Raw genomic sequence first — 25,038 nt, forward strand, 5'->3', positions numbered from 1 at the left:
GCGTCAGCTTATCGCGCTGGCGCGGCAGGTGCGGAAGCGGCTCAAGCAGCGGACCGGGGACCGGGGCGCCCGCGCAGGATATCGGGCAGCGAGGCCAGGATCACCGCGATCAGGGTCAGCCCGGTGCCCAGCACCGTGGCAGTGGTGACCAAGGAGCCCGGCGTCGGGAGCAGCACGTCGAGCAGCAGCGAGCCCAGGAGCTGGCCCGCGATCATGCCCATCGCGGCGATCAGCACCCCCACCCGGGTGACCAGCAGCGCTCCCAGTGCGATGAAGATGATGCCCAGCGGTCCGCCGAGGTAGTGCCACCAGGTCAGCGACAGCGCCGGCTCCGCGCCGCTGATCAGGGCCTTGCCGGCCCAGACCAGGAGGAGGAACACCGTGCCGGCCAGGAAGTTGAACAGCGTGCCCGGCGCCGGCGAGGCATAGGCCGCGGAGTGCCGGCCGTTGATCGCCTGCTGAGCGGCTTGGAGGAACCCTCCGGAGAGCGGCAGCAGCACCAGCGCCAGCCAGGCCAGTCCCTGTCCCGGTGCGCCCAGCTGCGGAGAGACCGCCCAGAGCACCGCCAGCACGGTCAGCACGGCGCCACCCACACGGAACGGATTCAGGCGCATCCGCCCGGCCGGGCCGAGTCCGATCCGGTCCCAGAGCAGACCGCCCAGGGTCTGACCGGTGACCACGGCCACGGTGAACACGGCCACGCCGATCAGCCCGATGGTCAGGGTCTGGGTGAGCACGAAGTAGGCACCCACGCACCCTGCCAAGAAATACCACCATCGGATCCGGCCGTCGCGGACCGCCGGTGCCACTCGGGCCATCGCCCGCCGACCACGGGGTGTGCCGAAGGTCACCAGCAGCAGGATCACGCTGCCCACGGAGAAGCTGATCGTCGCCGCCAGGACCGGGTCACCGATCTCAGCGGTCAGCGCGGCATTGACCCTTCCCTGGGCGGGGATCGCCGCCCCGGAGGCGAGCATCAGCAGCAACAGGAAGACCCAGACCAGCGGGGAACGGGGCGCCGCGGCGGGCACAGCAGAACTCATGAGACTCACTGTAGCCAGCCCCCAGCCCAGCGTTTTACCGGGGGTTGCGCAGTTGACCGGGCGGCCCGTCTGGCCGGTGAAACACGGAACCCCCGGTAAAAGGATGGGTGGGGACGCTGGGAGGGCATGACAGACTTGGACCATGAATCTCGAGGTGTCTGAGGTCCCGATCCGCGATGAGTCCATCCGTCTGGGGCAGCTGCTGAAGCTGGCCGGAGTGGTGGAGAACGGCGCGATCGCCCGTGAGGTGATCGACTCCTCGGGCGTGCGCGTGGACGGTGAGGTGGAGACCCGGCGCGGCGCCCAGATCAAGCGCGGCCAGCTCGTGGAGTTCGACGGCGAGCCCTTCGGACTGCCGGCCGCCCGACTCATGCCCGTCGAAGGCTGACGGAACTGATCCTCGCTCCCTGAAACCGCGTGTACAGTGCCTCTAGGGGCGGGTGCACGCAGGTGCGCCGGGCCCTCAAAGACATTCTTCTGCGAGGTGCCTGCCGGTCTTCGATGACCGGCGCCGGGGGGCTGTGCCTCGCCCTGTGAACTAGGGGTGCGGTTGCGCATATGCATCATCGCCTCGAGCCAGTTCCCCATCAGGGAACCCTTCGCCGGGGGGCTCGAAGCTTTTACACACACGGTGGCAAGGAAGCTCATCAGCCGAGGCCACTCGGTCACGCTGTTCGCCGCGGGCGGCAGCGATCCGGAGCTGGGCGCGCAGATGCTCCTGCCGGAACGCCTCGAGCTCAGTGAGACTGCCCGCTCCGACGTCGGCGCGATGCCGGTGGACTGGATGCAGCAGCACCACGCCTACCTGGGTCTGATGCTGCGCCTGGCGGAGTCCCGGGACTTCGACGTGATCCACAACAACTCGCTGCACCACCTTCCGCTGGCGCTCTCGGCGCTGCTGCCGGTGCCGATGCTCACCACGCTGCACACTCCCCCGACCCCCTGGCTGGAATCAGCGATGACCTACGCCGCTGGCTCCTCGGTGTTCACCGCGGTGAGCTCCGCCACGGCGCGGGCCTGGGCAGATTCCGTGACTGCCAGCGTGATCCCCAACGGGATCGACACCGAGGTCTGGCACCCCGGGCCGGGAGGCAACGAATGCGTCTGGACCGGACGGGTGGTGCCGGAGAAGGCTCCTCACCTCGCGATCGACGCCGCGCGCGCCGCCGGCCGCAGCATCACCCTGGCCGGGCCCATCATGGACCGCAGCTACTTCGAGCAGCAGCTCCAGCCGCGGCTCGGTGACGACGCGGTCTATGTGGGCCACCTGCGCCACCGCGAGCTGGTCGAGCTCGTCGGCTCCTCCGCGGTCGCCGTGGTCAGCTCGCAGTGGGACGAACCCTACGGCCTGGTCGCAGCAGAGGCGATGTCCTGTGGGACCCCGGTCGCGGCGTTCCCACGCGGGGGGTTGGTCGAGATCGTCACGGAGGCCTCCGGCGCGCTCGCTGCGGAGAGTTCCGTGGCCGCGCTAGCCGAGGCGATCACCCGTGCCGCGCGCCGCGACCGCCGCGAGGTCCGCCAGCGCGCTGAAGGGGACCTGTCCCTGGAGCGGATGGTCGACGACTACGAGCTGCTCTACGCCGAGATGGCGATGGAGCCCTCCACCGAACCCAGCGCCTCCACCCGATGATCGGCTGGTACATCCACCACCAGGGCCGTGGACATCTGCACCGCGCCACCGCCGTGGCCCATGCCGCTGCCGCCCGGGGAACCCGGATCACCGGGATCTCCTCCCTGGCAGAGCCGGCAGACTGGCCCAGCGCGGCCGGCTGGGTCCAGCTCGCCCGCGATGACACCCCGATGGATGACAGCCCGATGCCGCAGAGCACCGGGCAGCCTCGCGGCGGGACAGGCGACGGCGGGCCGGATCTTGCCGGGCTGGATCTTGACCGGCCGGACGACGGCGGGCCGGTGCAGGGCGAGTTCCGGGCGCCCACCGCGGCGGGGACGCTGCACTGGGCTCCGCTGCACCACCCCGGGCTGCGCCGGCGCAGCGCGCAGCTCTCGGCCTGGATCGATCACGCCGCCCCGCAGCTGCTCGTCGCCGATGTCTCGGTGGAGATCGCGCTGCTGGCCCGACTGCACGGGATCCCGGTGGTCACCGTGGCGCTGCCCGGGGACCGCAGCGACCCGGCGCACCGGCTGGGCTATTCGGTCTCCACCGCGGTGGTGGGAATGTGGCCCGCTCAGGCCACCGGGATCCTCACCGGCGCCCCGGCAGTCCAGGCCCTGGGCGGACTCTCCCGCTTCACCCCCGCGCCACGCGATGCGCGGCCGGCCTCCCCCAGCACCGGCCACCCCAGCGCGCGCGCAGCCGCAGAAGATCCACCCCTGGAGGTCCTGGTGCTCAGCGGCGCCGGCGGAGGAGCGGTGCCCCCGGCTGCGGTCGCGCAGCTGCGCCGGGCCCTCCCGAAGGCACGGCTGCGGGTACTCGGCGGCGAGTCCGGCTGGGAGGACGACCCCTGGAAGCTGCTGCAACGTGCTGATCTGGTGCTCACCGCGGCCGGACAGAACTCCATCGCCGAGGTCGCCGCCAGTCGCACCCCCGCCCTTGTCACCGCTCTGGATCGCCCGCACCAGGAACAGCAGCACATGCTCGCCGCCCTGGAGTGCGGCCCCTGGCCCGCGGTCCGCGCCCCCGAGGCCGGCGACTCCGCAGGCTGGGACCGGGCCGTGGCGCAGGTCCTCCAGCTGCCCGGTGCGGACTGGGAGAGCTGGTGCGACGGCGCGGCCGCGCTGCGGTTCGCCGAGCTGTTAGACGCCATTCTCGACACCCCCTCCCGACATTCCCCAGCTACCAGCGGTGCAGAAGAGATCAGCGAGGTGCTCCGATGACCCTTCCCCACCGAGCTGAAGCGCGCGCCGTCGTCGTGACTGCGGTCCATGGTCGCCACGCGCATCTTCAGCGGCAGCGCGCCGCGCTGCGCACCAGCACCCACCCTCCGCTGCGCCACGTGGTGGTCGCCATGGCGGACCCCCGGGTCAGCGCGCAGCTCGACGCAGCAGGACCAGATGACGACGTCGCGCCGGACACCCAGGTGCTGAGCATCGCGCGCAGCTCTGGCCGGCTTCCGCTGGCCGCGGCCCGCAATATGGGCGCGGGCCAGGCGCTCAAGGACCTCACCGAAGCCGAGGACCTGCTGATCTTCCTGGACGTGGACTGCATCCCGGACCCCGAGCTGATCCGCGCCTACCTCCAGGCGGCGCAGCAGCGACCGGAGGACCTGCTGTGCGGCCCGGTCGCGTATCTTCCCGAGCTTCCAGCGGAGAAGCTCGACGCCGCCTCCGCACAGCAGCTTGCGAGCTGGGCCGCCCCGCATCCGGCCCGGCCAGCACCGGAGCCCGGAGAGATCATCACCGGCGGAGAGCACGCGCTGTTCTGGTCGCTGTCCTTCGCGGTGCGCCGGGACGTCTGGGAGCACATCGGCGGGTTCGACGAGGCCTACACCGGCTACGGGGCCGAGGACACCGACTTCTCCTGGCGCGCCAGGGCACGCGGGGTCGAGCTGACCTGGGTGGGAGGTGCCCGTGCCTACCACCAGCATCACCCGGTGTCCCGACCGCCGGTGGAGCACCTCCCCGACATCCTGCGCAATGGCCGGATCTTCGCGGATCGGTGGGGGCACTGGCCGATGCAGGGCTGGCTGGAAGAGTTCAAACGGCTGGGACTGATCCGCCGGGTCGGCGAGCACTGGGTCGCGGCAGCCCCCGCGGCGGAAACCCCCAGCGGGAGCTCGGCATGAGCATCACCGTGGCCTCGGTGCCCGCATCCCATGTCTACATCCGCCATCTCCAACACCCGGACGACGCAGCCCGCAGGACGGAAGCGCCGGAGCAGCCGGAACCGAGAGAGTCGGAACACCTCGTGGTGCGCCGGCTGCCGGATCCGCCCTCTCCGCGGAAGGACACCCCCACCGGGGCGCCGTGGTGGCCGCCGGCGATGCTGGACCCGGACTGGATCGCCGCGCACGACTTCGATCTGATGCACGTCCATTTCGGCTTCGACGCGCAGACCCCCGAGCAGCTCCACGAGGTCTTCGACGCGCTCGACGCCCACGGCCGACCCCTGATCTACACCGCGCATGATCTGTGGAACCCGCACCAGGAGGATCCGGCGCTGCATGAGGCCCAGCTTCAGGTGCTCTTCGCCCGGGCACGGGCAGTGATCACGCTCAGCGACCAGGCCGCCGAGGAGATCTTCACCCGCTGGGGTGTGAGCGCGGAGGTGATCCCGCATCCCCACGTGGTGGACCTGGAGCTGATCCGCAGGTACGCCGAGTCGCCGCGGCGCCGGACCGAGGAGTTCCGACTTGGCGTGCATCTGAAGAGCCTGCGCGCCAATATGGTCGGCATCGAGGTCCTCGAGGCCGCGCTCGCGGCGCTGCGTGAGATTCCCCGAGCAGTGCTGCAGGTGGACCTGCACCACGACGTGTTCGACTCCTCCGGGACACGCCACGACGCGCGGCTGGTCCGCTGGCTGAAACGTCAGGACCCTGAGCTCCTGGACCTTCGGGTGCACGACTTCTTCACCGACGCCGAGCTCTTCGACTACCTCTCGAGCCTGCACGCCTCGTTGCTGCCCTATCGCTTCGGCACGCATTCGGGCTGGATGGAGGCTGCCCACGATCTGGGCACCACGGTGATCGCCCCGGACGTGGGCTGCTACCGGAGCCAGGGAGCCGACTTCCTCTACCGCTGGCAGGACGGGCGACTCGACGCGGCGAGCCTGACCCGCGCGGTGCAGGCCGCCAGCACCCAGGCGGCCAGCACCCACGCGGCCGGCGCGCAGTCAGGCTCCTACCCCGCCGGGAACACGCCCTGGCGCGCCCCGGCGGCCCCGGCCCGTCAGGACTGGCGGGAAGAGCAGCGGCGAGCGATCGCCGCCGCCCATGCGGAGATCTACGCCAGAGTGCTCAGCGAGGGTTGAGCACGATGTGGGTCAGGAACTCCCCCACGTGGCTGATCTCCTGGGGCACCACGCCGTGCCCGGCCCCGGCGTAGAGCACCTTGGTCAGCTTCACGGTCTTGGTGGCCCAGCTGTGGGTGTACTCCACGTGCTCGGGCGGGATGATCGGGTCCTCCTGGTCGCGGCCCCAGAAGAACGGGACCTTCGCGGCGGCCAGCGCCTCGTCGTCGAAATAGTCCTCAAGCCCCTCACCACGGGTCGGGTCCACGGCAAAGCCAGAGAGTCCGACGACGGCGGCGAAGGCCTCCGGGCGGCTGCGCAGCAGCGAGGTGGCCATCGCCATGCCCATGGAGAAGCCGAGCAGGGTCACCGAGCTGTGCTGGTCCTTGACCGAGGCGATCCACTCCCAGAGATCCTCCACTGCGGCGCGAGCTGCCGAGGAGGAATAGGCGAGCCGCTCCACGTCGAGGTCGAACCAGGTGTAGCCGCCGAACTCCATCTCCACGGGGGCGCGCACGGAGGCATAGGTGAAGTCTGCCGGCAGCCCGGGGACAAGCCCGATCAGATCCTGTTCGTGGGAGCCGTAGCCGTGCAGCAGCACGACCAAGGGGGTGCCGGCGCGGTCCTCGGGCTCGCGGGACCAGGCGACGTGCGGGGTTGCAGACATGAAGAGACCTTTGCGTGACGGGAAGGGTGCCGGCTCCACTCTAATCAGCGCAGCATGTGGACCGCATCGACCGGCGCAGCGCCGCCGATGATCAGCCTCACAGATCAGCCCCAGGTATCAGCCCCTGGGCGGATGCGCCCGGAGGGGGTCGTCGGCGAGAATGGAGAGGTGAACTACACCGAAGACCTCCACAATGCCGAAGACCTCCTCGAGACCACCGACCGGCCCGCAGAGGAGGGACCGGACACCCCGCGGCACCCCTGGACCCGCTATGTGGCGCTGGGGGACTCCTTCACCGAGGGCATCGGGGACCCAGATGAGACCCGGCCGGGGTACCACCGCGGGTGGGCCGACCGGGTGGCTGAGGAGCTCGCGATCGGCGCGGCCACCGTGGCAGGGGCACCGAAGTTCTCCTACGCCAACCTGGCGGTGCGCGGGAAGCTCATCGGCCAGATCCGGGACGAGCAGATCGCGCCGGCCCTTCAGCTGCGCCCAGATCTGATCACGCTGTGCGCCGGCGGCAACGACGTCATCCGGCCCGGCGGCGACCCCGATGAGACGGCCCGGGTCCTGGACACCATGGTGCAGATCCTGAGCACCACCGGCGCCACCATCGTGCTCTTCAACGGCCCCGACGTCCGGGAGACCCCCGTGGTCGGATCGATCCGCGGCAAGGTCGCGATCTTCAACGAGAACGTGCGCACCATCGCGGCCCGGCATGACGCCCTGGTGGCTGACATGTGGTCGCTGCGCGAGCTCACCCGCCCCGAGATGTGGGATGAGGACCGGCTGCACTTCTCCGCCCTGGGCCATCACACGATCGCCCGGATGGTCCTGGAGACGCTGAACGTCAAGCATGACCTGCAGCCCCTGGAGCCGCGGCCGGTGCCGCATCGGACCTGGCGCGCGGCCCGGGTGGACGATGCCGTGTGGGCCCGTCATCACCTGTTTCCCTGGGTGGTGCGCAGGCTGCGTGGCCGCTCCTCCGGGGACGGGATCCACGCGAAGCGGCCCAACTTCGAGCCGCTCTTCGGCGGGTCCATGCCGCCGGGTGGCGGCACGATCGACGCCTGAGCTCAGCTCCGGGGCGCGGAGTGCGTGCGGTCCGGGCCGGCGGGGCCGGAACCCTGATCGTCGCCGGCGGGAGCACCGGGACTGGGTTCGGGGCCGGCATCGGGGTCCGCAGCGGAAGCGGCGTCGTCGTTGGGCGCGGCCTCGCCGTCGGACGTGCCGAAGAGCGCCTTCAGCGCGGTCTCGGCCTCTGGGCTCGCGGCCGGGGCTGCCTGCAGGTTGGTCTCGGAGACCGTGAGCAGCACCTCCCGGCGCTGGACCTTGACGTCCCGCGGGGCGTCGATGCCGATCTTGATCCCATCGCCGCGACTCAGGCCTTCTTGGCCATGTCGTAGTGCTGCAGCACCAGGTTCTCCACCAGCTGGGCGAGCATGTAGAGCACCAGGGAGACCAGCGTGATCACCACCACCAGCGCCCAGACCCGGGTGTTCTGGGAGCGGCTGACCGCGGAGACGACGGCGTAGCCGATGCCCTCCCCGGTGGCCAGCCATTGCGCCAGCAGCGCGCCGGTGAAGGCGCCGGGCACCGAGATCCGCACCGCGGAGAAGAACGCCGGCAGCGCCGAGGGCGCCGCGACCTTGCGCAGGATGTCCCAGGTGGACCCGCCGTAGACCGTGACGACGTCGCGGATCTGCGGGGTCACCGAGCGCAGGCCGAAGACCAGGGTGACCAGCGCCGGGAAGAGCACCACGATCCCGCCCATCGCGGCGACCACGGCGGTGCCGCGGCCCAGCGCGAGGATGATCAGCGGAGCCAGCGCCACCAGCGGCACCGAGCGCACGATCATCGCCAGCGGCATCACCGCCGACTCCACCACCCGGCTCATCACGATCCCCACCGCGATCACCACGGCGGCGATCATCCCGGCGGTGAAGCCGATCGCGGCGTCGCGGAGGGTCACCGCCGTGAGCCCCCACATCTCTGCGCGGATCGCGGCGGCGTCGTCGTCGAGGAAGAGGTGCTCGTAGACGTCCAGAGGGCCCTTCCCGACGAAGTCCGAGACGTCGAAGGCGCGCAGCAGACCCACCCAGAGCACCAGGATCACGGTGAGCATGATCGCGGTGTTGCCCAGCGTGCTCAGGGCGGTGCGGGTGAAGGTTCCGGCGCGGTTGCCACGGCTGACCTCCATCACTGGTGCTGCACTCATCACGCGACTCCCTTCGACCACGGTGCTGCCACCTTCCCGATCAGGCCGAAGAGCGCGTAGGCGCCTCCCGCCACGGCCGCACACAGCAGACCGATGGCCCAGGCGCGTTCCACATCGAGGTTCTGCTGGGCGATGATCAGCGCCAGCCCCACCCCCTGGCGGACACCTCCCACGTACTCGCCGAGGATCGCCCCGAGCAGGGCCGCCGGGGCGGCGATCTGCAGCGCGTTGAGGATCGCCGGCAGCGCGGCGATCAGCCGCACCTTGCGCAGCTGGGTGAGCCGGGACCCGCCGTAGACGCTGACCACGTCAAGACTCGCCGGGTCCGCAGATTTCAGGCCCAGCAGCGTGCCCACCACGGTGGTGAAGAACACCGCAAGCACCGCCAGCGCCACCGCGGTGCCCGAGGGCTCCCCGGTGGAGGGGGCGCCGATCACGATGTAGAGCACCGGAGCGACCGCCACGATGGGGATGCAGTAGCTGATCACCGCGATCTGGGTGATCAGCCGCTCGGTCCAGGGCAGCACCAGCACCACCGAGGCCAGCAGGATCGCGATCAGGTTTCCCCAGAAGAAGCCGATCGCGGCCTCCTGGATGGTCACTGAGAAGTGCTGCCAGTAGAACCCGAACCCATCCCTGAGAAGCGCCCCGATGACCCCACCGGGTGTGGGGATGCGCGCCTCGGCGAGCACCGTCACCGACCCCACCCACCACAGCAGGATCACCGCACCCAGACCGGCGGCGCTGTAGAGCGCGGATCGGCGCCTGTCGATCGCGGTGTTCATCCGTCCTCTCCCCCGGTCCCGGTCTCCTGGGAACCGAAGAGCAGTTCGGAGGCCCGGTCATGCAAGGCGTGGAACTCCGCGGTGCGCATCATCGACGGCGTGCGCGGACGCGGCAGATCCACGTCGATCACCTCCGCGATCCGTCCCGGACGGGCGCTCATCACGGCCACCTTGTCCGAGAGGTAGATCGCCTCGGCGATGCCGTGGGTGACCATCAAGGTGGTGGCCGGCTTCTCGGTCCAGATCCGCAGCAGCTCATCGTTCAGCCGCTGCCGGGTCATGTCATCCAAGGCGCCGAAGGGCTCGTCGAGCAGCAGCACCGAGGGCTGGACGACCAGGGCGCGGGCGATCGAGACCCGCTGCCGCATGCCCCCGGAGAGCTGGCCCGGTTTGGCCTTCTCGAACCCCTTCAGCCCGACCAGATCGATCAGTTCCGAGACCAGGGCATCATCGGGCTTCTGCCCGGAGACTTCGAAGGGCAGCCGGATGTTCGCGGCCACGCTGCGCCAGGGCAGCAGCGCGGCGTCCTGGAACGCGATGCCCAGTTCGGACTCGCTGCGCAGCTGGGCCGGGGTCTTCCCGTCCACCAGCGCGGCCCCGGAGGTGGGCTCCTCCAGGCCGGCGAGCACCCGCAGCACCGTGGACTTCCCGCAGCCGGAGGGTCCCAGCAGGGACAGGAAGCTGCCACGGTCGGTGTGCAGGGACACGTCATCCAACGCGGTCAGCGTCTCCCCGCCGCGGAGCTTGAAGGACTTGCTCAGCCCCTCGATCCGCAGGCCGGAGCCTGAAGGCGCGGCGCTGGTCTGGCGAGTGCCGGGGTGTTCGACGCCGGAGTGTTCGGTGCGTGTCTGGTCAGGGCTGGACTGTTCGGCCAGAGCGGCCTGCCGCTGCGGTGCCGTCATCATGGTCTGCGCTCACACTCCGTCGGGGATCTCGGCGAGCTCAGGCTTCTCCTCGAGCAGCTCGCTGAGCAGCGAGAGGTCGAAGAGCTCCTCGGCGGTGACATCCACCCCGGCCCGTTCCAGGCTGTCCACGCTCTCGGCCTGGAGATCCTCGGAGATGGTGAGCAGCCCGTTCTCCCGCACCTCGTCGGTCACCACCAGGTCCACCTGGACCTCTGCCTGGCGCAGCTCCTTGTCCATCTCCAGATCCAGGTGTGCCCCGTATTCCTCCACGGCCAGGCGGGCGCCCTCCTCGGGGTCGCTCACCGCGTCCTGCCAGCCCTGCAGCTCGGCTTCCAGGAAGGACTTGATCAGCTCTGGCTCTTCCTCGATCATCTCCTCGGAGGTGATGAGGGCCTCCGCCACGAACGGGAGTCCGTTCTCGCTGAGCATCAGGTCGGTGACCTCGTGACCCATCAGCTCCACGGTGATCGATTCGTTGATCACATAGGCGAAGAAGCCGTCCACTTCGCCGTCGAGCAGCGGTGCCGGGTCATATTCCACCGGAACCATCTCCACAGAGTCCGGGTCGATGTCGTTGACCTCCAGCAGCGCCTCGAAGAGCGCCTCATTCCCGCCTGCCTGCACCCCGATGGTCTTGCCCTCGAGGTCTTCCGGGGAGGCGATGTTGCCCTCGTCGGCGAGCGAGAGGATGGTGAACGGGTTGCGCTGGTACTTCGCGCCCACGATCTTCAGCGGGGCGTCCTCTTCGGCGATGATCTCCCCGGTGGCCACCGCGTTGGAGGTCCCGAAGGTGGCCTCACCTGAGGCCACCATGTTCTCGATGGGGCCGGGGCCGGGGATGAATTCCACCGTCTCGAAGCCGGCCTCCTCGTAGTAACCGTTCTCCTGGGCAAAGAACTCCCCGGCGAACTCGGCGTTCTCGACCCAGGACAGCGCGATGTTGATATCGCCGTAGCTGGCGTCCTCGCCCGAGTCGGCGGAGGCGCTGTCATCGCCGCCGCAGGAGGTCAGGGCCAGCAGGGCGACGGCGGAGAAGGTGGTCAGCTTCAGCCCGCGGCTGTGGACGGGATTCTTCATGGGGGTCTCCTTCATCAAGGGGTGCGGTGGGCAGTGGGTGCGATTGCTGGATACGTCTGCTGGGTGCAGCAAGTGGTGGGTGCGGGTTGTGGGTGCGGGTGGTCAGTTCAGGCCCTGCATCGAGGCGGCCGCGGCGGCGTGCCGCGGGAGCACCTCGTCGAGCTCGCCGAGCCTGAGCTCCCCGGCCTCGACGAGCGGGTTCCCGGCCACCAGGACGTACCAGCCGCTGGCAGGTCCGGAGCGCAGCCAGCCCTCCACCGGGTCGGTGAGCGCCCCGGTCTGGGACAGCTGGGAGGACTCCCAGATGACCAGGTCGGCGCAGGCGCCGGGGTTCAGGTGTCCGATCTCATCGGACCAGCCGAGGTTCGCGGCGGATCCTGCCGTGGCCATGGACAGCGCCTCCCGGGCGGACATCGCCGAGGGGCCGCTGCGGTAGCGGGCCAGCAGCATCGCGCCCCGGGTCTCCATCCAGAGGTTGGCGGAGTCTGAGGAGGCTGAGCCGTCGCAGCCGATCCCCACCGGCATGCCCATGGAGCGCAGCGCCTGGGCGTCCGCGGTGTCTCCGGCGAGGATCATGTTGGAGCTGGGGCACTGGGTCGCGCTGACCCCGGCCGCGGCGAGCCGCTGATTCTCCTCCGCGCTGCCGTAGACGTAGTGCGCCACCCAGGAGCGCGGGGTGGCCCAGCCGACGTCCTCGAAGTACTCCACCGGGCGCCGGCCGTAGACCTCAAGCGCGTAGCTGTCCTCGTCCTTGTCCTCGGCCAGGTGGGTGTGCAGGCGCACATCGTGCTGCTCGGCGAGCTCGGCGGTGGCGCGCATGATCGACTCGCTGACCGAGAACATCGAACACGGCGCCAGCGCCACGCGGGTCATCGCCCCCGGCGTCGGGTCGTGGAAGGTGCGGATCAGCCGTTCCGAGTCGCTCAGGATGGTGTCCTCGTCCTGGACCACCGATGCCGGTGGCAGCCCGCCGTCCTCGACCGAACGGGTCATCGAGCCCCGGTTGGCCATGAACCGGAACCCGATCTCGGTGGTGGCCTTGATCTGGGCGTCGATGAGATTCGGCTTCGGGTGGACGTACATGTGGTCCGAGGAGGTGGTGCAGCCGCTGAGCAGCAGCTCGGCGCAGGCCACATAGGTGGAGAGGTAGGTGGACTCCTCATCCAGGGCGGCCCAGCGGGGGTAGAGCGTGGTCAGCCACTGGAAGAGCGTGCCGTTGATCGCCGGGGCGAAGGCTCGGGTCAGGTTCTGGTACATGTGGTGGTGCGTGTTCACCAGGCCCGGGGTCACCAGTCGGCCTCCTGCATCGATGACCCGCTCGGCCGGGGGCGCTGGCTGCGTGGAGGACCCGGTGCTGTGCACCCGCCCGGCGTGCAGCGCGATCCACCCGCCGTCGATCTCCCGGCCCGCTTCCAGCGCCTGCTGCTGGGCCTGGGCACCTGTCCCGGAGGCCTCCAGCACGAGGTAGGCGTTGCGGATCAGCGTGTCGACGCGGGTCTGGGCGGGGGGCATCCGTCCTCCTGAAAGTAGATTGACCCCAACCTATGAAACGGATGTTTCTTCATTCATCCCGCCCGGTTACAGGCATGTAAATGCCGATCCTGTAACGGCGCCGTAACCCGCGCCTGCCTATGCTGGAGGCCGAATCTCCGCATTTCCCCGCACCCTGACCGCTTGAGGAGGAGGCCCCGTGCTGGATCGCATCGGCTCCTATGTGGACTGCTTCGACGAGCCCGAGAACTGGGCGGTGGCAACGATTGTTTCGGTCCGCGGCTCCGCGCCGAGCCCGGTGGGCACCTCCATGGCGGTCTCCGCGGACCTGCGGATCATCGGATCACTCTCCGGGGGCTGCGTGGAGTCCTCCGTGGCGGCCTCGGCCCAGGACGCGATCGCCGCGGGCGGCATCCGGCGCGAGTCCTATGGACCCGACGGCACCCCGTTCGGCGCGGCGGGCCTCGGCGTCGCGCTGACCTGCGGCGGGGAGATCGAGGTGCTGATCCAGCCGCTGATCAGCGCAGATCTCGACGCGCTGCGGGAGCTGGCCCGGCAGGACCCCCGCACCCGCGCCGCACTCACCCGGGAGCTCCAGGACCAGGACGGCGCACGGTTCACCGTGACCGAGCACCGGCCTGCGGCGCCTCGACTGATCCTCAGCGGGGTCCATGACTTCTCCTTCCACCTGGCCCAGCTGGGCATCCAGGCCGGCTGGCGCGTGGAACTGGTGGACCTCCGCCCCGCCTTCGCCACCCAGGAGCGCGTGCCCGCCGGGGCCCTGCTGCACGTGGGCCACCCCGCCAGTGTGATCACCGAGCTGCTGGGTCAGGACCACGACCCGCAGCAGAGCACCTGGACCGGGATCTGCGTGATGACCCATCACCCCGACCTCGACGTGCCGGTGCTGGACGCGGCCCTGCGTTGGCAGAGCCTGAGCTCCGACGACGACGCCGCCCGCTGTTTCCTCGGAGCGATGGGCTCGCGCAGCTCAGCCGCACGCCGGGACGCCGCACTGAACGAGCTGGGCCACAGCCAGGCCGCCCGAGACCGGGTGGTCTCCCCGCTGGGGCTGGACCTGGGCGCGCAGTCCCCCGCGGAGGCGGCGGTGTCCATGATGGCTCAGCTCATCGCGGCGAAGAACACCCACGCCGGCGGGACGCCCCTGAACCAGACCAGCGGCCCGATCAACACCTCACGGCCACGCAGCCTGAGCCTCATCGAAGAAATGGCAGTGTGACCCGTGGACATCACCAGCGTCGAGCAGACCCTGCACACCACGGACCCGGACGCCTTCGCACCGGGGGACTCCTGGCTGGCCGGGGGCACCGTGCTCTACTCCTACGGCTATGACTTCTCCAACCCGGCACCGAGGAGGCTGCTGGACATCACCAAGGCCGGGTGGGCCCCGCTGACCTGGCACGACGGGACAGCTGGGTGGACTGGGCTGGAGATCGCCGCGACCTGCACGATCGCTGAGTTCCATGCTGCAGCCGCGGAGCTGGCCACGCATCACTCCAGCACCGCGGGAGGGGTCCAGCTCGCGGAGCTGCCGGGGGTGCAGCTGATGGCTCCGGCCGCGGAGTGCTTCGTGGCGTCCTGGAAGGTCTGGAACACCTCCACGGTCGGAGGCAATGTGGCCACCGCCCTGCCCGCGGGTCCGATGACCTCGTGGCTGAGCGGAATGGAGGCCACTGCGCTGATCCTCTGCCCCGGCGGCACCCGGCGCACCGCGGAGGTCTCCGATCTGCTGCGCAGCACCGGGCATACCTTCCTGGCCCCGGGCGAGCTGATCCGGGCGTTCTTCATCCCGGCGCACACCCTGGCCCGACCCACGCTGATGGTGCGCGAGTCGCTCACCCGATACGGGCGTTCCGCGACGCTGCTGCTGGCCTCCCCGGTGCCGGCCGGGACCGCCGACACATCCGCACCCGGCACTGCAGGACCCACCAGCTCTGACACCGGCAGCTCTGGACCAGGCAGCTCTGAACACGGCACTTCCGAACCCGGCACCATCCGGCTGACCATCACCGCCAGCACCGTGCGCCCGGTGATCCTGCGCCTGCGCCCCAGCGATGACGTGGCCGAGGTGATCCGCACGCAGATCGACGAGTCGCTGTGGAACGACGATGTCCACGGCGATCGCAGCTGGAGGATCGAGTCCACCATCCGACTGGCATCCGAACTGCGCGAAGACCTCGCGGAGCACTCCCACAGCGGGGCTCACGGCGGGTCCATCGCGGCTTCCGCCACGGCACTGCCCGAGCCGACCTCGTCCCGGGCGGACTCCCCTACCGACCTTGCCGACGCTGCAGACCCCACCGACCCCGCCGCCCAGGCATCCCCGACTGATCCGGCTGCCCCGGCATCTTCGGCGCAGGTGACGGTGGACGGGAAGCCGCTGATCCTCGACGCGGCTCCGGGTCAGTGCCTGCGCACCTGGCTGCGCGATACCGGTTCTGCCGGGGTCAAGCGCGGCTGCGAGGCCGGGGACTGCGGGGCCTGCACGGTGCACCTGGGGCAGCCCGGGCAGGCGCCCACCGCAGTGCACAGCTGCATCGTCCCGGCAGAACGTGTGGCCGGGGCAGAGGTCACCACTGTGCAGGGTTTGAGCCCTGAGGCCACGGTTCGCGCGGCAGAGGACCAGGAGACCCAGAACAGCCAGGACCCCGAGTCGCTGCGAGCAGCGCTGCACCCCACCCAGCGGGACTTCCTGGACGCGCACGGCTTCCAGTGCGGCTACTGCACGCCGGGCTTCCTGATGACCGCCACGGCGCAGGGCCCCTACTCCCCCGCGGCCGGAACCAGCACCGACCCGGAGGATCCCGCCACGCTGCGCCGGTTCAAGGGGAACCTCTGCCGGTGCAGCGGCTACTGCTCGATCAAGGACGCCCTCAGCCAGACCCCGCGGGTCAGTGCCGAGTCGTCTCCCGGGAAGAGCCCGATGCCTCCCGCCGGCCCCGGCGTGGTCACCGGGACCGCGGCCTATACCTTCGATGAGGCCGGCGAGCGCCCTGAGGAGTCACCGCTGCACCTAGTTGTGATCCGCTCCCCGCACGCCCACGCGCGGATCCGGGGCATCGATGCCGCCGCGGCGCTGGCGGCGGAGGGCGTGGTCACCGTGCTAACCCATCAGGACGCCCCCACGGAGCACCATTCCTCCGCGCAGCACGAGCTCGTGGAGGACGACCCGGCCGACACCCGGGTTCTGGACCAGGTGCTCCGGCACGTGGGACAGCGGGTCGCCGTCGTCGTCGCGGAGTCCCGGCGGCAGGCGGAGCGCGCCGCGAAGCTGGTGCAGATCGACTATGAGCTGCTCCCGGCGGTGCTGGATCCACGCCTGGCGCAGGAGGACTCGGCGCCGGCGATCCACGGGGACAAGGACACCGCCACGCACCGGATCCTCCTCCCGCAGAAGAACCTGATCGCGGTGGCCTCCAGCTCCCAGGGGCAGCCCGCCCAGGAGCTCACCCGACTGCAGCAGGCCCAGGAGTCTGCCGGTCCGGGAGCCCCGAGGGCGCATCTCAGCAGCTCTGACTCCGGGGCCACCTACTCGGCGAGCTTCCAGAGCCACCGCACCTCCCATGTGGCGTTGGAGACCCACGGCGCCCTGGGCTGGATCGATGACCTGGGCCGGTATACCGTGCGCTCCTCCACCCAGGTGCCGTTCCTGGTCCGGCGCACGCTCTGTCGGGTCTTCGGACTGGCGCCGGAGGCGGTGCGAGTCTTCGCCCCGCGCGTGGGCGGCGGATTCGGCTCCAAGCAGGAGGTGCTCACCGAGGACCTGGTGCTGCTGGCGCTGCAGGTGCTGAAGTCTCGCGGCATCAGCCGGCCGGTGCAGCTGGAGCTCACCCGCTCCGAGGCGCTGGCTGCGACCACCACCCGCCACCCGTTCCAGATGGAGGTCGCACTGGGCGCCTCAGCCGAGGGCAGACTCCAGGCGATGCAGCTGAACGTGCTCTCCGACACCGGGGCCTATGGCAATCACGGGCCCGGGGTGATGTTCCACAGCATCACCGAGTCCATGCAGCTCTATTCGGCTCCGCATAAGCAGGTCCACGCCGAGGTGGTCTACACGAACAACCCGCCCGCCGGAGCGTTCCGTGGCTACGGGCTGAGCCAGACCACCTTCGCGGTGGACTCCGCCATGGACGAGCTCGCCCGCCAGCTCGGCGAGGACCCGCTGCGCTTCAAGGCCGCGAACATCGTCACCGAAGGGGAGGCGCTCTTCGGCGCGGAACACGATGATGTGACCGCCGACGTCGGCGGGTTGCAGCAGTGTCTGCAGATCATCGGCGAGCAGCTGCGCACCGAGGAGCTCACCGCTACCGAGCTCGCCCAGTGCGAGCGACTGCTCAGCGAGGAGCGCCACGGCGGGACTCCTGCCCGCGAGGTCTCCTCCTGGGGTCTGCCTCGTGGCGACTGGGTTGTGGGCACCGGCAGCGCGGTGGCCATGATCGACACCGTGCCGCCCAACGGACACCACTCCCATGTCACGGTCACCGCCCAGGGCCAGGGGCGGTATCTGCTCAAGGTGGGCACCGCAGAGTTCGGCAATGGCACCTCCACGGTGCACCGCCAGGTGGTGGCCGAGGTGCTGGGCACCACCGCGGAGAAGATCCAGCTGATCCAGGCAGACACCGACGCGGTGCACTATGACACCGGGGCCTTCGGGTCCACCGGCATCACGGTCGGGGTGAAGGCCGCCCACGCCGCGGCGCAGGATCTCCTGAAGAAGCTCTCCGCCGACCCGGAGGCGGACCCGGTCGGGGTGACCGGAGAGGGCAGCTGGGCCGGGACGCCCCGCTCGGTCTCCTTCAATGTCCAAGGGTTCCGGATCGCGGTGGACCGCCGCAGCGGCACCCTGGCGATCCTGCAATCGGTCCACGCCGCCGACGCCGGGGTGGTGCTCAATGAGGCCCAGTGCCGGGGTCAGATCGAAGGCGGGGTCGCCCAGGCGCTGGGGGCGGCGATGTTCGAGGAGCTCGAGATCGACGAGGCCGGACGCGTCACCACGGATATCCTGCGCAACTACCACGTGCCGCAGATGGCCGACGTGCCCCGAACCGAGGTGCACTTCGCGAAGACCCACGATGCGATCGGTCCGCTGGGCGCGAAGTCGATGTCCGAGGCGCCCTTCAACCCGGTCGCCCCGGCCCTGGGCAACGCGATCCGGGACGCCACCGGGCTGCGGATGACCCGCACTCCGTTCCGCAAGGACCGGATCCTGCAGGCACTGGACGCCGCGCCGGCCGATTCGCTGGCACTGGATCGCTGAGACCGGGCGGGCGACGCGGGGTAGGCAGCACCGAGCACGCAGCACCGGGCAGACAGCGGCGAGCACCCAGCGCCGGGCGGGTTCTTCGCTCAGCACTTCGGCCGAGAGTCGGCCCAGGCGGTGAGGTCCTCCGGTGTGTCGATGTCCTGCGCTTCGGCGAGCCCGGTGATGTCGATCGCGTCCACCAGCTCCGCGTGGGCCTGCAGGTAAGGGCGCGCGCCTTGGTCTCCGACGGCGAGCGCCGCGGCCGCCTGGGCTGCGCCGAGTTCAAAGACCACCGGATGCGTCAGTGACCCAGCCACCAGGCCGCGGGCGATGCGCCCGGGGCCATGCCCGGCCAGCACCGCCTGCAGCGCGGCGGCCCCGATGCCGGGCTGGTCCACCAGGACGACGGCGACCCGTTCGGCCCCGCGCTGGGCCGCGGCATGCACCCCGGTGCGGAAGGAGGCGGAGAGGCCCCGCTCCCAGTCCGGGCAGTCCACCGCGTCCTCCTCGGCCCAGCCTGGGGCCTGAGCCAGTGCCGCGCGCACCGGCCCTGCCCGGTGACCCAGCACCAGCAGCGGGCTGGTCCCTGCCTCGCGGGCGCTGCGCAGCGCTCGAGCGGTCAGGGTCTCTCCGTGCAGGCGCAGCAGCGCTTTGCCGTGGCCGCCGAGTCGAGTGCCCGCTCCGGCGGCGAGGATGACGGTGACATCGTGCATCATTTGGCTGCTCCCGGTCAGGCGCGCGCCGCGGCGGCCTCACCCAGGAGGATCAGCTTCTCCCCCAGGCAGTAGCTGCGGTTCGCCAGCTGCCGGATGTAGCCTTTGGCGATCATGGTGCGCAGCAGCCGGTGCGCGGTCGGGGCGGGCAGGCCGGTCTGTGTTGCGAGCTCGCTGAGACTCAGCTGCCCGCCGTGGGCGTGGATCACCTCCAGGATCTCCAGCGCCCGGTCCACCGACTGCACCCCAGCCGCGCGGCGTCGAGCTGTCTTCGGCGTGACTGGGCTGGGCGCGGTCGTGCCGGGTGTGGTCGCGCTGGGCATTGCTGCTCCGGTCGTGGCTCCGGGTGCCGCTGCCTCGCCTGAGCCCTGCTGCTCCGTCATCCCGGCTCAGCGCCCCAGCATGCTCAGCGAGGGACTGCCGATGCCCTGCAGGAAGCCGCCCACCGGGGCCAGCGGGCTGGTGGTGTCCTGGGCTGTGTAGAGCGGGGTGCCGCGCAGCACGGCGCCGACCACCGCCCCGGTGATCTCGAAGTGGTCATAGGCCGAGATCGGGTTCTTATGCGCCAGCCCGGCTGCGGAGACCATATGGGTCTGCCCCGGGTCGTAGATCACCAGGTCCGCGTCCTTGCCCAGGGCGATGCTTCCCTTCCGCTCCAGCCCGGCCAGCTGCGCGGTGTGCTTCGCCATCCAGGCGCTGACGGTCTCGATCCCGATCCCGCGCAGCCGCGCCTCGTGGGCCACGGCGGAGAACCCCACCTGCAGCCCGGAGATCCCACCCCAGGCCTGCTGCAGGTCCGGTGCGCCGCGGTGCTTCTCTTCAACGGTGGATGGCGAGTGATCGCTGACCACCGCGTCGATCAGGCCCTCACGCAGCCCGTCCCAGAGCGCCTCACGGTTCCCGGCGTCGCGGATCGGCGGGCAGCACTTGAACTCGGCGGCACCGTCCGGGATCGCCTCGGCGTCGAAGCAGAGGTAGTGCGGGCAGGTCTCCACGGTCAGCGGCAGTCCCTCCGCGCGGGCCTCGGCGATCAGGTCAAGGGCGCGGGCGGAGGCCAGGTGCAGGATGTGGGTGCGGCAGCCGGTCTCGCGCATCGCCTCGATCAGGTCGCTGACCGCCGCCACCTCGGCGTCATGGGGTCGGGTCTGGGCCCAGTCCGCGTAGTGGCTGAGCCGGCGTCGTCGTCCACCCAGGTCGGTGGCCCGCTCGATGGTCTCGGCGTCTTCCGCGTGGACGATCACCAGCCCGTCGAAGCTGGCGACCTCGGTCATCGCCTCGCGCAGCTGGGCCGCGTTGACCGGCGGGAACTCCTCGACCCCAGAGGGCAGCAGGAAGCACTTGAAGCCGAAGACCCCCGCCTCCCAGAGCGGGCGCAGCGCGGCGGTGTTGCCCGGGATGATGCCGCCCCAGAAGCCGACGTCGACGTAGGTCTGACCCGCCGCCGCCTGCTGCTTGATCCGCAGCGACGCCACATCCACGGTGGGCGGGATGGAGTTCAGCGGCATGTCCACCACCGCGGTGACCCCGCCCAGCGCCGCGGCCATGGTCCCGGTGGCGAAGCCCTCCCAGCTGGTCCGGCCCGGTTCGTTGATGTGCACGTGGGTGTCGACGTTGCCCGGGAGCACCTGGTGCCGAGGACTGACCACGGTCATACCGGCACCGGCGCCGACGTCGCTGGCCTTGACGATCTCGGCTCGGCGCCGACCCTCCCCGGGGCTGAGCCGGTGGATGCGCACGATCTCACCGGCGAGGATCTCCAGATGCGCCGGGGTGAACGCGCCGTCGAGCAGGACCTGCTCGGCGATCAGGTGGCGCAGCATCATCGGGTCTGCTCCGCATCTGCGGGGGTCCGCTGGGGCAGCACCAGGTTCATGATCACCGCGGTGAGCATGGCGGGCACGATCCCGGAGGTCAGCAGCAGCCCCAGATCCGGTGGGAACGCGGCGGTGACCTCCTCAGGGGCGAAGGAGAAGCCGATGCCGAGCCCGAGGGAGACCGCGACGATCAGCATGGCGCGGCGGTTGAGCACCTCGCTGCCGATCACCTGGATGCCTGCCGAGGCGACCATCGAGAACATCACCAGCACCGCCCCGCCCAGCACGGCGTAGGGGATGGTGCTGAAGAAGGCGGCGAACTTCGGCACGAACCCTGCGAGCAGCAGGATCCCACCGGCCAGGGCGACCACGAAGCGGCTGACCACTCCGCTGAGCACGACCACTCCGGTGTTCTGGCTGAAGGTGGTGTTGGGCATGGCGCCGAAGAGCGCGCCCAGCGAGGTGCCGATGCCATCCGCCATGACGCCGCCGCTGAGCTGGCGCGAGGTCGGGGTCTTGCCGATCGCGGTCCGCGAGACCGCGGTGAGGTCCCCGATGGACTCCATCGAGGAGGCCAGCGCGATGACCGTGATCGCGATGATGGCCCCGCTGGTGAAGTCCAGGCCGAAGTGCAACGGCGTCGGGGCGAAGAGCCAGTCCGCCTCGGCCACCGGCTGCAGGCTCACCATGCCGAAGGCCGCGGCCACCGCGTAGCCCACCAGCAGCCCGATCAGCACCGAGGCCACGGAGAGGAAGCCACGGCCGAACTGGTTGCACAGCACGGTCACCGCCACCACCAGGGCGGCGATCCCGAAGTGGAACAGCGCCCCGTAGTCTCCGGCAGCTTCGGCAGGTGCCCCGCCTGCGGCGTAGCCGATGGCGGTGGGCATCAGCTTGATCCCGATGATCAGGATGATGACCCCGCAGACCAGTGGTGGGAAGAGCCGGGAGATCCAGTGCAGCGCGCCGCCGAAGATCACCTGCACGAACCCGGCGATGAAGGCCCCACCGAAGACCGCGGCGATGCCGAACTCCTGGGCGATCGGGATGGCCACCGCCAGGAACGCGAAGCTGGTCCCCTGCATCACCGGCAGCCGGGACCCGATCGGCCCCGCGCCCAGGGTCTGCAGCAGGGTGGTCACCCCGGAGACGATCATCGCCAGCTGGACCATCAGGGTGGTCTCCCCGGCTGCCATCCCGATGGCCGTGGCCACGATCAGCGGCGGGGCCGCGTTGCCGACGAACATCGCCAGCAGGTGCTGGACCGCGAGTGGGAACGCGCGGCGCAGCGGCGGCATCTGATCCACCGGGCTGCGGGTCTCCGATGCGCTGTGTGGGTCTTCGAGCTCCCCGGAGGAGGTGTTCGCCCCGGAGCGGGGACGGGCGGCGGTGGTCTCGGCACTCATCGGAGCAACTTCCTGTCACGGGGAACCCGGTTGGCTGGTTCCACGCTAGAAGTGCGGTGTTAGCGCCGTGTTTCCTAGCGATTACCACCATAAGAAACATGCGTTCCGCGTTTCATGCAGTACGGAACACTTGTTTCCTAAGTGAGGCCGCGCCGCGGTTCAGGTGCCGCGATTCAACGGCTGCGCGACGCCGGGCTGGACAGGTCGGCACTGGACCGGTCAGCGCTGGGCCAGTCAGCAGAAGCCGCCCAGCCACTCCCAGGCATGCGGGCGGGCAGGTGCGGCTCGGCGGGTGACCGAGGCGTTCATCAATCCATAGGGACGATCCCCGGCCTGGAAGACCTCATTGGGATTCTCCAGTCCGAAGGGACTCAGGTCCACCACGTAATGGTGATTGTTCGGCATCACGAAGCGGATGTCCTCGATCTCGGGCACCGCAGCGAGCACCGCCTCTCCGGCGGCGTAGAGGGTCTGCTGCAGGGACAGCGAGTGCACCAGGGCGAACTGCTCCAGCACCTGTTGCTTGACCGCGGCGTAGATCGCGTCGAAGTCCAGCGTGGCGGGGTCCAGCGGCGCTGGGTCCAGCGTGGCGGGGTCCTGAGATGAACCCGCCCCCTGCGGCGTCCCGGCGTCAGCGCTGAAGAGCCAGCGCGCGGTGATGTCGGTGGCCATGATCCGGTCCTGGGTCTCGGGCAGGGTGGTGTAGCGGTCCCTGGGGAAACCGGAGAATTCGCTGCCGGTGGTCTTGAGCACGGTGAGGTCGCTGAAGCCGCCGAGCAGATGCTCCTTTCCGTCCTGGATGGTGAGCGCGGCGGTGCGGACCTCCTGCTTGGACTTCACGAAGGAATGCTCGTGGGCCTGGGGCTCGCCGTCACTGCCGGGCACCTGGATCCGCTCCCAGGGGTAGGACTCCGCGGTCCAGCGGCCCCCGCTGACCTCCTCCTGGTCGGTGAAGTGCCGGCCCAGCAGCAGCAGGAACTCCTCCGGGGTGGCGATCCCGTGTTCCTTGGCGAAGGCGTAGACGGTGTTCTTCTGGGTATCGGTGGCGATCACCCTGGCGTTGTCCCCGGTGGCGTAACAGTCGGCGAAGTCCCCGCGCAGCATCGAACTGACGTTGAGGTCCATGAGCTGATGCACCGGGGTCTCCCGGTTGACCCGGACCACCCGGACCTCCGCCTTGCCGTACTGATTCGGACCGAGGACGACGTCGGGACTGCTCATGAATGTGCTCCTGTTTCTGGGCGAGGCGTGGACGGGGTCTTGACGGGGTTTGGACGCAGCGGTTCGGGGTTCGGACCTGCGGTGCCGCAGTGCGGGTGGGGCTGCGTCGTGACTGCGGCGAGGCTGCTGCGAGACTGCGGCGGGGCTGCGCGTTCAGCTGCCGCGGTAGGTGGTGTAGCCGAAGGGGCTCAGCAGCAGCGGCACGTGGTAGTGCTCGGCGGAGGCCTCCACCTGGAACGCCAGCGTCACCTGGGGAAAGAAGTGATCGAGCCCGCGGGCCTGAAAGTGCGCACCGGTGGCGAAGACCAGCTCATAGATCCCCGGCGCCAGCGAGTCCGGACCGAGGTCAGCCACCCGACCGTCGTCGTCGGTGGTCCCGACGGCGATCTCGGCCTGCTCAGGCCCGCGCAGAGTGACCTGGATGCCGGCGGCGGGGGTCCCGGTGCTGGTGTCCAGGACGTGGGTGGTGATGAGGCTCATCATGGCTCCTGTGGTGGTCGTGGTGATCCCTGAAACCCGCGGGCACGGCGCGCTGCGCCGTCCCGGGCCCAGCGATCGGGCTCGATGTTCTAACTCCGCAACATAACTCAGTGTTCGAGCTCGTCGAGTTCGTCATAGGCTCGCGCGATCGCGGAGATGCGTTTGCGCCCTTCGCCGAGCTGCCGGTTCAACACACCGTTGGCCAGCAGGCTGACCAGGGACATCGCAGCGGCGTAGCTGTCGAAGGCGCCCTCAGAGTCGATCGGGCATTCGATCCAACAGTCGGCCTCCATCGCATAGTGCCGGGAGGTGCTGTCACCGATGCAGAGCAGCTGGGCCGGTGAGCTCGCCACCGCTCGCACGGCCTTGCCGAAGACCACCGGGCGACGTCGGAACCCCACCGCCACCACCAGGTCCCCGGCTCCGATGCCGGCCAGCTCCTCGCCCAGGGTCTGCCCGGGCTGCGGGGCCAGACGCACCTTGGACCGGGTCTGGATGAGCTGCTGGTGCAGGTGCAGCGCCACCGGATAGCTGTTGCGCAGTCCCAGCACGATCACTCGTTCCGCGGCGGCGAGCAGCTGAACCGCCTGCTGCAGCCGCCCCTCGGCCAGCCCGGCGCCGAGCCGGGCGAGGTTCTCATGGTCCCGCGCCTCGTGGCGCTGGACCCCGGTGGAGCCCTCATTGTCCGCCGAGGTCACCGGCGCCGCAGTGGGCACGCCCCGGCTGCGCAGGGCACGCGCATGGTCCTTGACCTCGCGGAAGTCCTCGAAGTCCAGCTTTCGGAAGAGCCGGGACACGGTGGCCTTGGAGACCCCGGTCTCCCGACTGATGTCGGCGGCGGAGAAGATCGCGAGATCACCCAGGTGCTCGAGCAGGAAGTCCGCGACCCGGCGCTCCTGCGGCGGGAGGCCGCCGTAGCGGGCGTCGATGCGGGCATCGATCCTGGTCTCCGTGTCGAGCCGAGCGTCAGTGTCCACACCGGATTCAGCGTCGGGACGGGCTTCGGTGTCGGGACGGGACTGCGCGTCCGGCTCCGGGGTCTTGATCAT

Annotated in this window: 22 protein-coding genes and 1 pseudogene; 8 read left to right on the plus strand and 15 right to left on the minus strand. The window is 70.1% G+C overall.

The window, feature by feature from the left end; all coding sequences use genetic code 11:
• Nucleotides 1-41: 41 nt before the first annotated feature.
• On the minus strand, nucleotides 42-1,043 hold the full coding sequence (locus HNR24_RS07410; RefSeq protein ID WP_058888363.1) for a DMT family transporter: 1,002 nt from the start codon (nucleotides 1,041-1,043) through the stop codon (nucleotides 42-44).
• 142 nt (nucleotides 1,044-1,185) lie between these two features.
• On the opposite strand from HNR24_RS07410, the gene HNR24_RS07415 reads away from it, so the two are divergent.
• The 5 genes from HNR24_RS07415 (at nucleotide 1,186) to HNR24_RS07435 (ending at nucleotide 5,970) form a co-directional block, all read left to right on the plus strand.
• Nucleotides 1,186-1,431 carry an RNA-binding S4 domain-containing protein gene (locus HNR24_RS07415; protein ID WP_182495455.1) on the plus strand — a complete coding sequence of 82 codons (246 nt, stop codon included), beginning with the start codon at nucleotides 1,186-1,188 and terminating at the stop codon, nucleotides 1,429-1,431.
• Nucleotides 1,432-1,587: 156 nt separating this feature from the next.
• A complete protein-coding gene (locus HNR24_RS07420; RefSeq protein WP_058888361.1) occupies nucleotides 1,588-2,673 on the plus strand; it encodes a glycosyltransferase in 1,086 nt (361 codons plus the stop codon).
• On the plus strand, nucleotides 2,670-3,878 hold the full coding sequence (locus HNR24_RS07425; protein ID WP_182495456.1) for a glycosyltransferase family 28 protein: 1,209 nt from the start codon (nucleotides 2,670-2,672) through the stop codon (nucleotides 3,876-3,878). Before HNR24_RS07420 ends, HNR24_RS07425 begins: the two co-directional genes overlap by 4 nt.
• The gene (locus HNR24_RS07430) at nucleotides 3,875-4,786 is read left to right on the plus strand and encodes a glycosyltransferase family 2 protein (RefSeq protein WP_182495457.1); all 912 of its coding nucleotides are present in this window, start codon (nucleotides 3,875-3,877) and stop codon (nucleotides 4,784-4,786) included. Before HNR24_RS07425 ends, HNR24_RS07430 begins: the two co-directional genes overlap by 4 nt.
• Nucleotides 4,783-5,970 (plus strand): glycosyltransferase, encoded by a 1,188-nt coding sequence (locus HNR24_RS07435; protein WP_182495458.1) that lies wholly within the window; start codon nucleotides 4,783-4,785, stop codon nucleotides 5,968-5,970. Before HNR24_RS07430 ends, HNR24_RS07435 begins: the two co-directional genes overlap by 4 nt.
• Here HNR24_RS07435 and HNR24_RS07440 read toward each other — a convergent pair.
• Complete coding sequence (locus HNR24_RS07440) at nucleotides 5,957-6,616, minus strand: alpha/beta hydrolase (RefSeq protein ID WP_182495459.1); 660 nt, start codon at nucleotides 6,614-6,616, stop codon at nucleotides 5,957-5,959. The genes HNR24_RS07435 and HNR24_RS07440 overlap by 14 nt on opposite strands.
• A 168-nt stretch (nucleotides 6,617-6,784) precedes the next feature.
• Here HNR24_RS07440 and HNR24_RS07445 point away from each other — a divergent pair, with 168 nt between their 5' ends.
• Entirely contained in the window at nucleotides 6,785-7,690 is a 906-nt protein-coding gene (locus tag HNR24_RS07445; RefSeq protein WP_310735403.1) for an SGNH/GDSL hydrolase family protein, read from the plus strand.
• A 2-nt stretch (nucleotides 7,691-7,692) separates the two neighbouring features.
• Here the strand turns inward: HNR24_RS07445 and HNR24_RS07450 are convergent, their stop codons facing one another.
• The 6 genes from HNR24_RS07450 to HNR24_RS07475 all read right to left on the minus strand — a co-directional run bounded on the left by HNR24_RS07450 (nucleotide 7,693) and on the right by HNR24_RS07475 (nucleotide 13,113).
• Nucleotides 7,693-8,106 carry a carbon storage regulator gene (locus tag HNR24_RS07450; RefSeq protein ID WP_259392573.1) on the minus strand — a complete coding sequence of 138 codons (414 nt, stop codon included), beginning with the start codon at nucleotides 8,104-8,106 and terminating at the stop codon, nucleotides 7,693-7,695.
• Nucleotides 7,998-8,834, minus strand: coding sequence for an ABC transporter permease (locus HNR24_RS07455; RefSeq protein WP_182495460.1), 837 nt, complete (start codon nucleotides 8,832-8,834; stop codon nucleotides 7,998-8,000). Before HNR24_RS07455 ends, HNR24_RS07450 begins: the two co-directional genes overlap by 109 nt.
• Nucleotides 8,834-9,619, minus strand: a complete 786-nt coding sequence (locus HNR24_RS07460; protein ID WP_182495461.1) for an ABC transporter permease — start codon at nucleotides 9,617-9,619, stop codon at nucleotides 8,834-8,836. The genes HNR24_RS07455 and HNR24_RS07460 overlap by 1 nt, the downstream gene beginning before the upstream one ends.
• On the minus strand, nucleotides 9,616-10,524 hold the full coding sequence (locus HNR24_RS07465) for an ABC transporter ATP-binding protein (RefSeq protein ID WP_259392422.1): 909 nt from the start codon (nucleotides 10,522-10,524) through the stop codon (nucleotides 9,616-9,618). The genes HNR24_RS07460 and HNR24_RS07465 overlap by 4 nt, the downstream gene beginning before the upstream one ends.
• Before the next feature lie 9 nt (nucleotides 10,525-10,533).
• Nucleotides 10,534-11,601: an ABC transporter substrate-binding protein gene (locus HNR24_RS07470; protein ID WP_179441717.1), complete on the minus strand. Its 1,068-nt coding sequence runs from the start codon at nucleotides 11,599-11,601 to the stop codon at nucleotides 10,534-10,536.
• A gap of 102 nt (nucleotides 11,602-11,703) precedes the next feature.
• Nucleotides 11,704-13,113: an amidohydrolase family protein gene (locus tag HNR24_RS07475; protein ID WP_182495462.1), complete on the minus strand. Its 1,410-nt coding sequence runs from the start codon at nucleotides 13,111-13,113 to the stop codon at nucleotides 11,704-11,706.
• Between the two features lie 178 nt (nucleotides 13,114-13,291).
• On the opposite strand from HNR24_RS07475, the gene HNR24_RS07480 reads away from it, so the two are divergent.
• Together HNR24_RS07480 and HNR24_RS07485 are read left to right on the plus strand one after the other, a co-directional pair.
• Nucleotides 13,292-14,332, plus strand: coding sequence for an XdhC family protein (locus HNR24_RS07480; RefSeq protein ID WP_182495463.1), 1,041 nt, complete (start codon nucleotides 13,292-13,294; stop codon nucleotides 14,330-14,332).
• A 3-nt stretch (nucleotides 14,333-14,335) separates the two neighbouring features.
• A complete protein-coding gene (locus HNR24_RS07485) occupies nucleotides 14,336-18,370 on the plus strand; it encodes a molybdopterin cofactor-binding domain-containing protein (RefSeq protein ID WP_182495464.1) in 4,035 nt (1,344 codons plus the stop codon).
• 89 nt (nucleotides 18,371-18,459) lie between these two features.
• Here HNR24_RS07485 and HNR24_RS07490 read toward each other — a convergent pair whose 3' ends face one another.
• From HNR24_RS07490 to HNR24_RS07520, 7 genes and pseudogenes are all read right to left on the minus strand, one after another.
• Nucleotides 18,460-19,071 (minus strand): nucleotidyltransferase family protein, encoded by a 612-nt coding sequence (locus tag HNR24_RS07490; protein ID WP_058888349.1) that lies wholly within the window; start codon nucleotides 19,069-19,071, stop codon nucleotides 18,460-18,462.
• A gap of 29 nt (nucleotides 19,072-19,100) precedes the next feature.
• Nucleotides 19,101-19,313 (minus strand): annotated as a pseudogene (locus tag HNR24_RS14375) (helix-turn-helix domain-containing protein); the annotation flags it as partial.
• A 144-nt stretch (nucleotides 19,314-19,457) separates the two neighbouring features.
• Entirely contained in the window at nucleotides 19,458-20,888 is a 1,431-nt protein-coding gene (gene allB, locus HNR24_RS07500) for an allantoinase AllB (protein ID WP_083504861.1), read from the minus strand.
• Nucleotides 20,888-22,288, minus strand: coding sequence for a uracil-xanthine permease family protein (locus HNR24_RS07505; RefSeq protein ID WP_058888347.1), 1,401 nt, complete (start codon nucleotides 22,286-22,288; stop codon nucleotides 20,888-20,890). Before HNR24_RS07505 ends, allB begins: the two co-directional genes overlap by 1 nt.
• A 234-nt stretch (nucleotides 22,289-22,522) precedes the next feature.
• Nucleotides 22,523-23,509 carry a factor-independent urate hydroxylase gene (pucL, locus tag HNR24_RS07510; protein ID WP_182495465.1) on the minus strand — a complete coding sequence of 329 codons (987 nt, stop codon included), beginning with the start codon at nucleotides 23,507-23,509 and terminating at the stop codon, nucleotides 22,523-22,525.
• A gap of 153 nt (nucleotides 23,510-23,662) precedes the next feature.
• Nucleotides 23,663-23,992, minus strand: coding sequence for a hydroxyisourate hydrolase (gene uraH, locus HNR24_RS07515; protein WP_310735404.1), 330 nt, complete (start codon nucleotides 23,990-23,992; stop codon nucleotides 23,663-23,665).
• A 104-nt stretch (nucleotides 23,993-24,096) separates the two neighbouring features.
• On the minus strand, nucleotides 24,097-25,038 hold the full coding sequence (locus HNR24_RS07520) for a MurR/RpiR family transcriptional regulator (protein ID WP_083504750.1): 942 nt from the start codon (nucleotides 25,036-25,038) through the stop codon (nucleotides 24,097-24,099).

This window comes from Nesterenkonia sandarakina (assembly GCF_014138825.1).
Classification (GTDB): domain Bacteria; phylum Actinomycetota; class Actinomycetes; order Actinomycetales; family Micrococcaceae; genus Nesterenkonia; species Nesterenkonia sandarakina.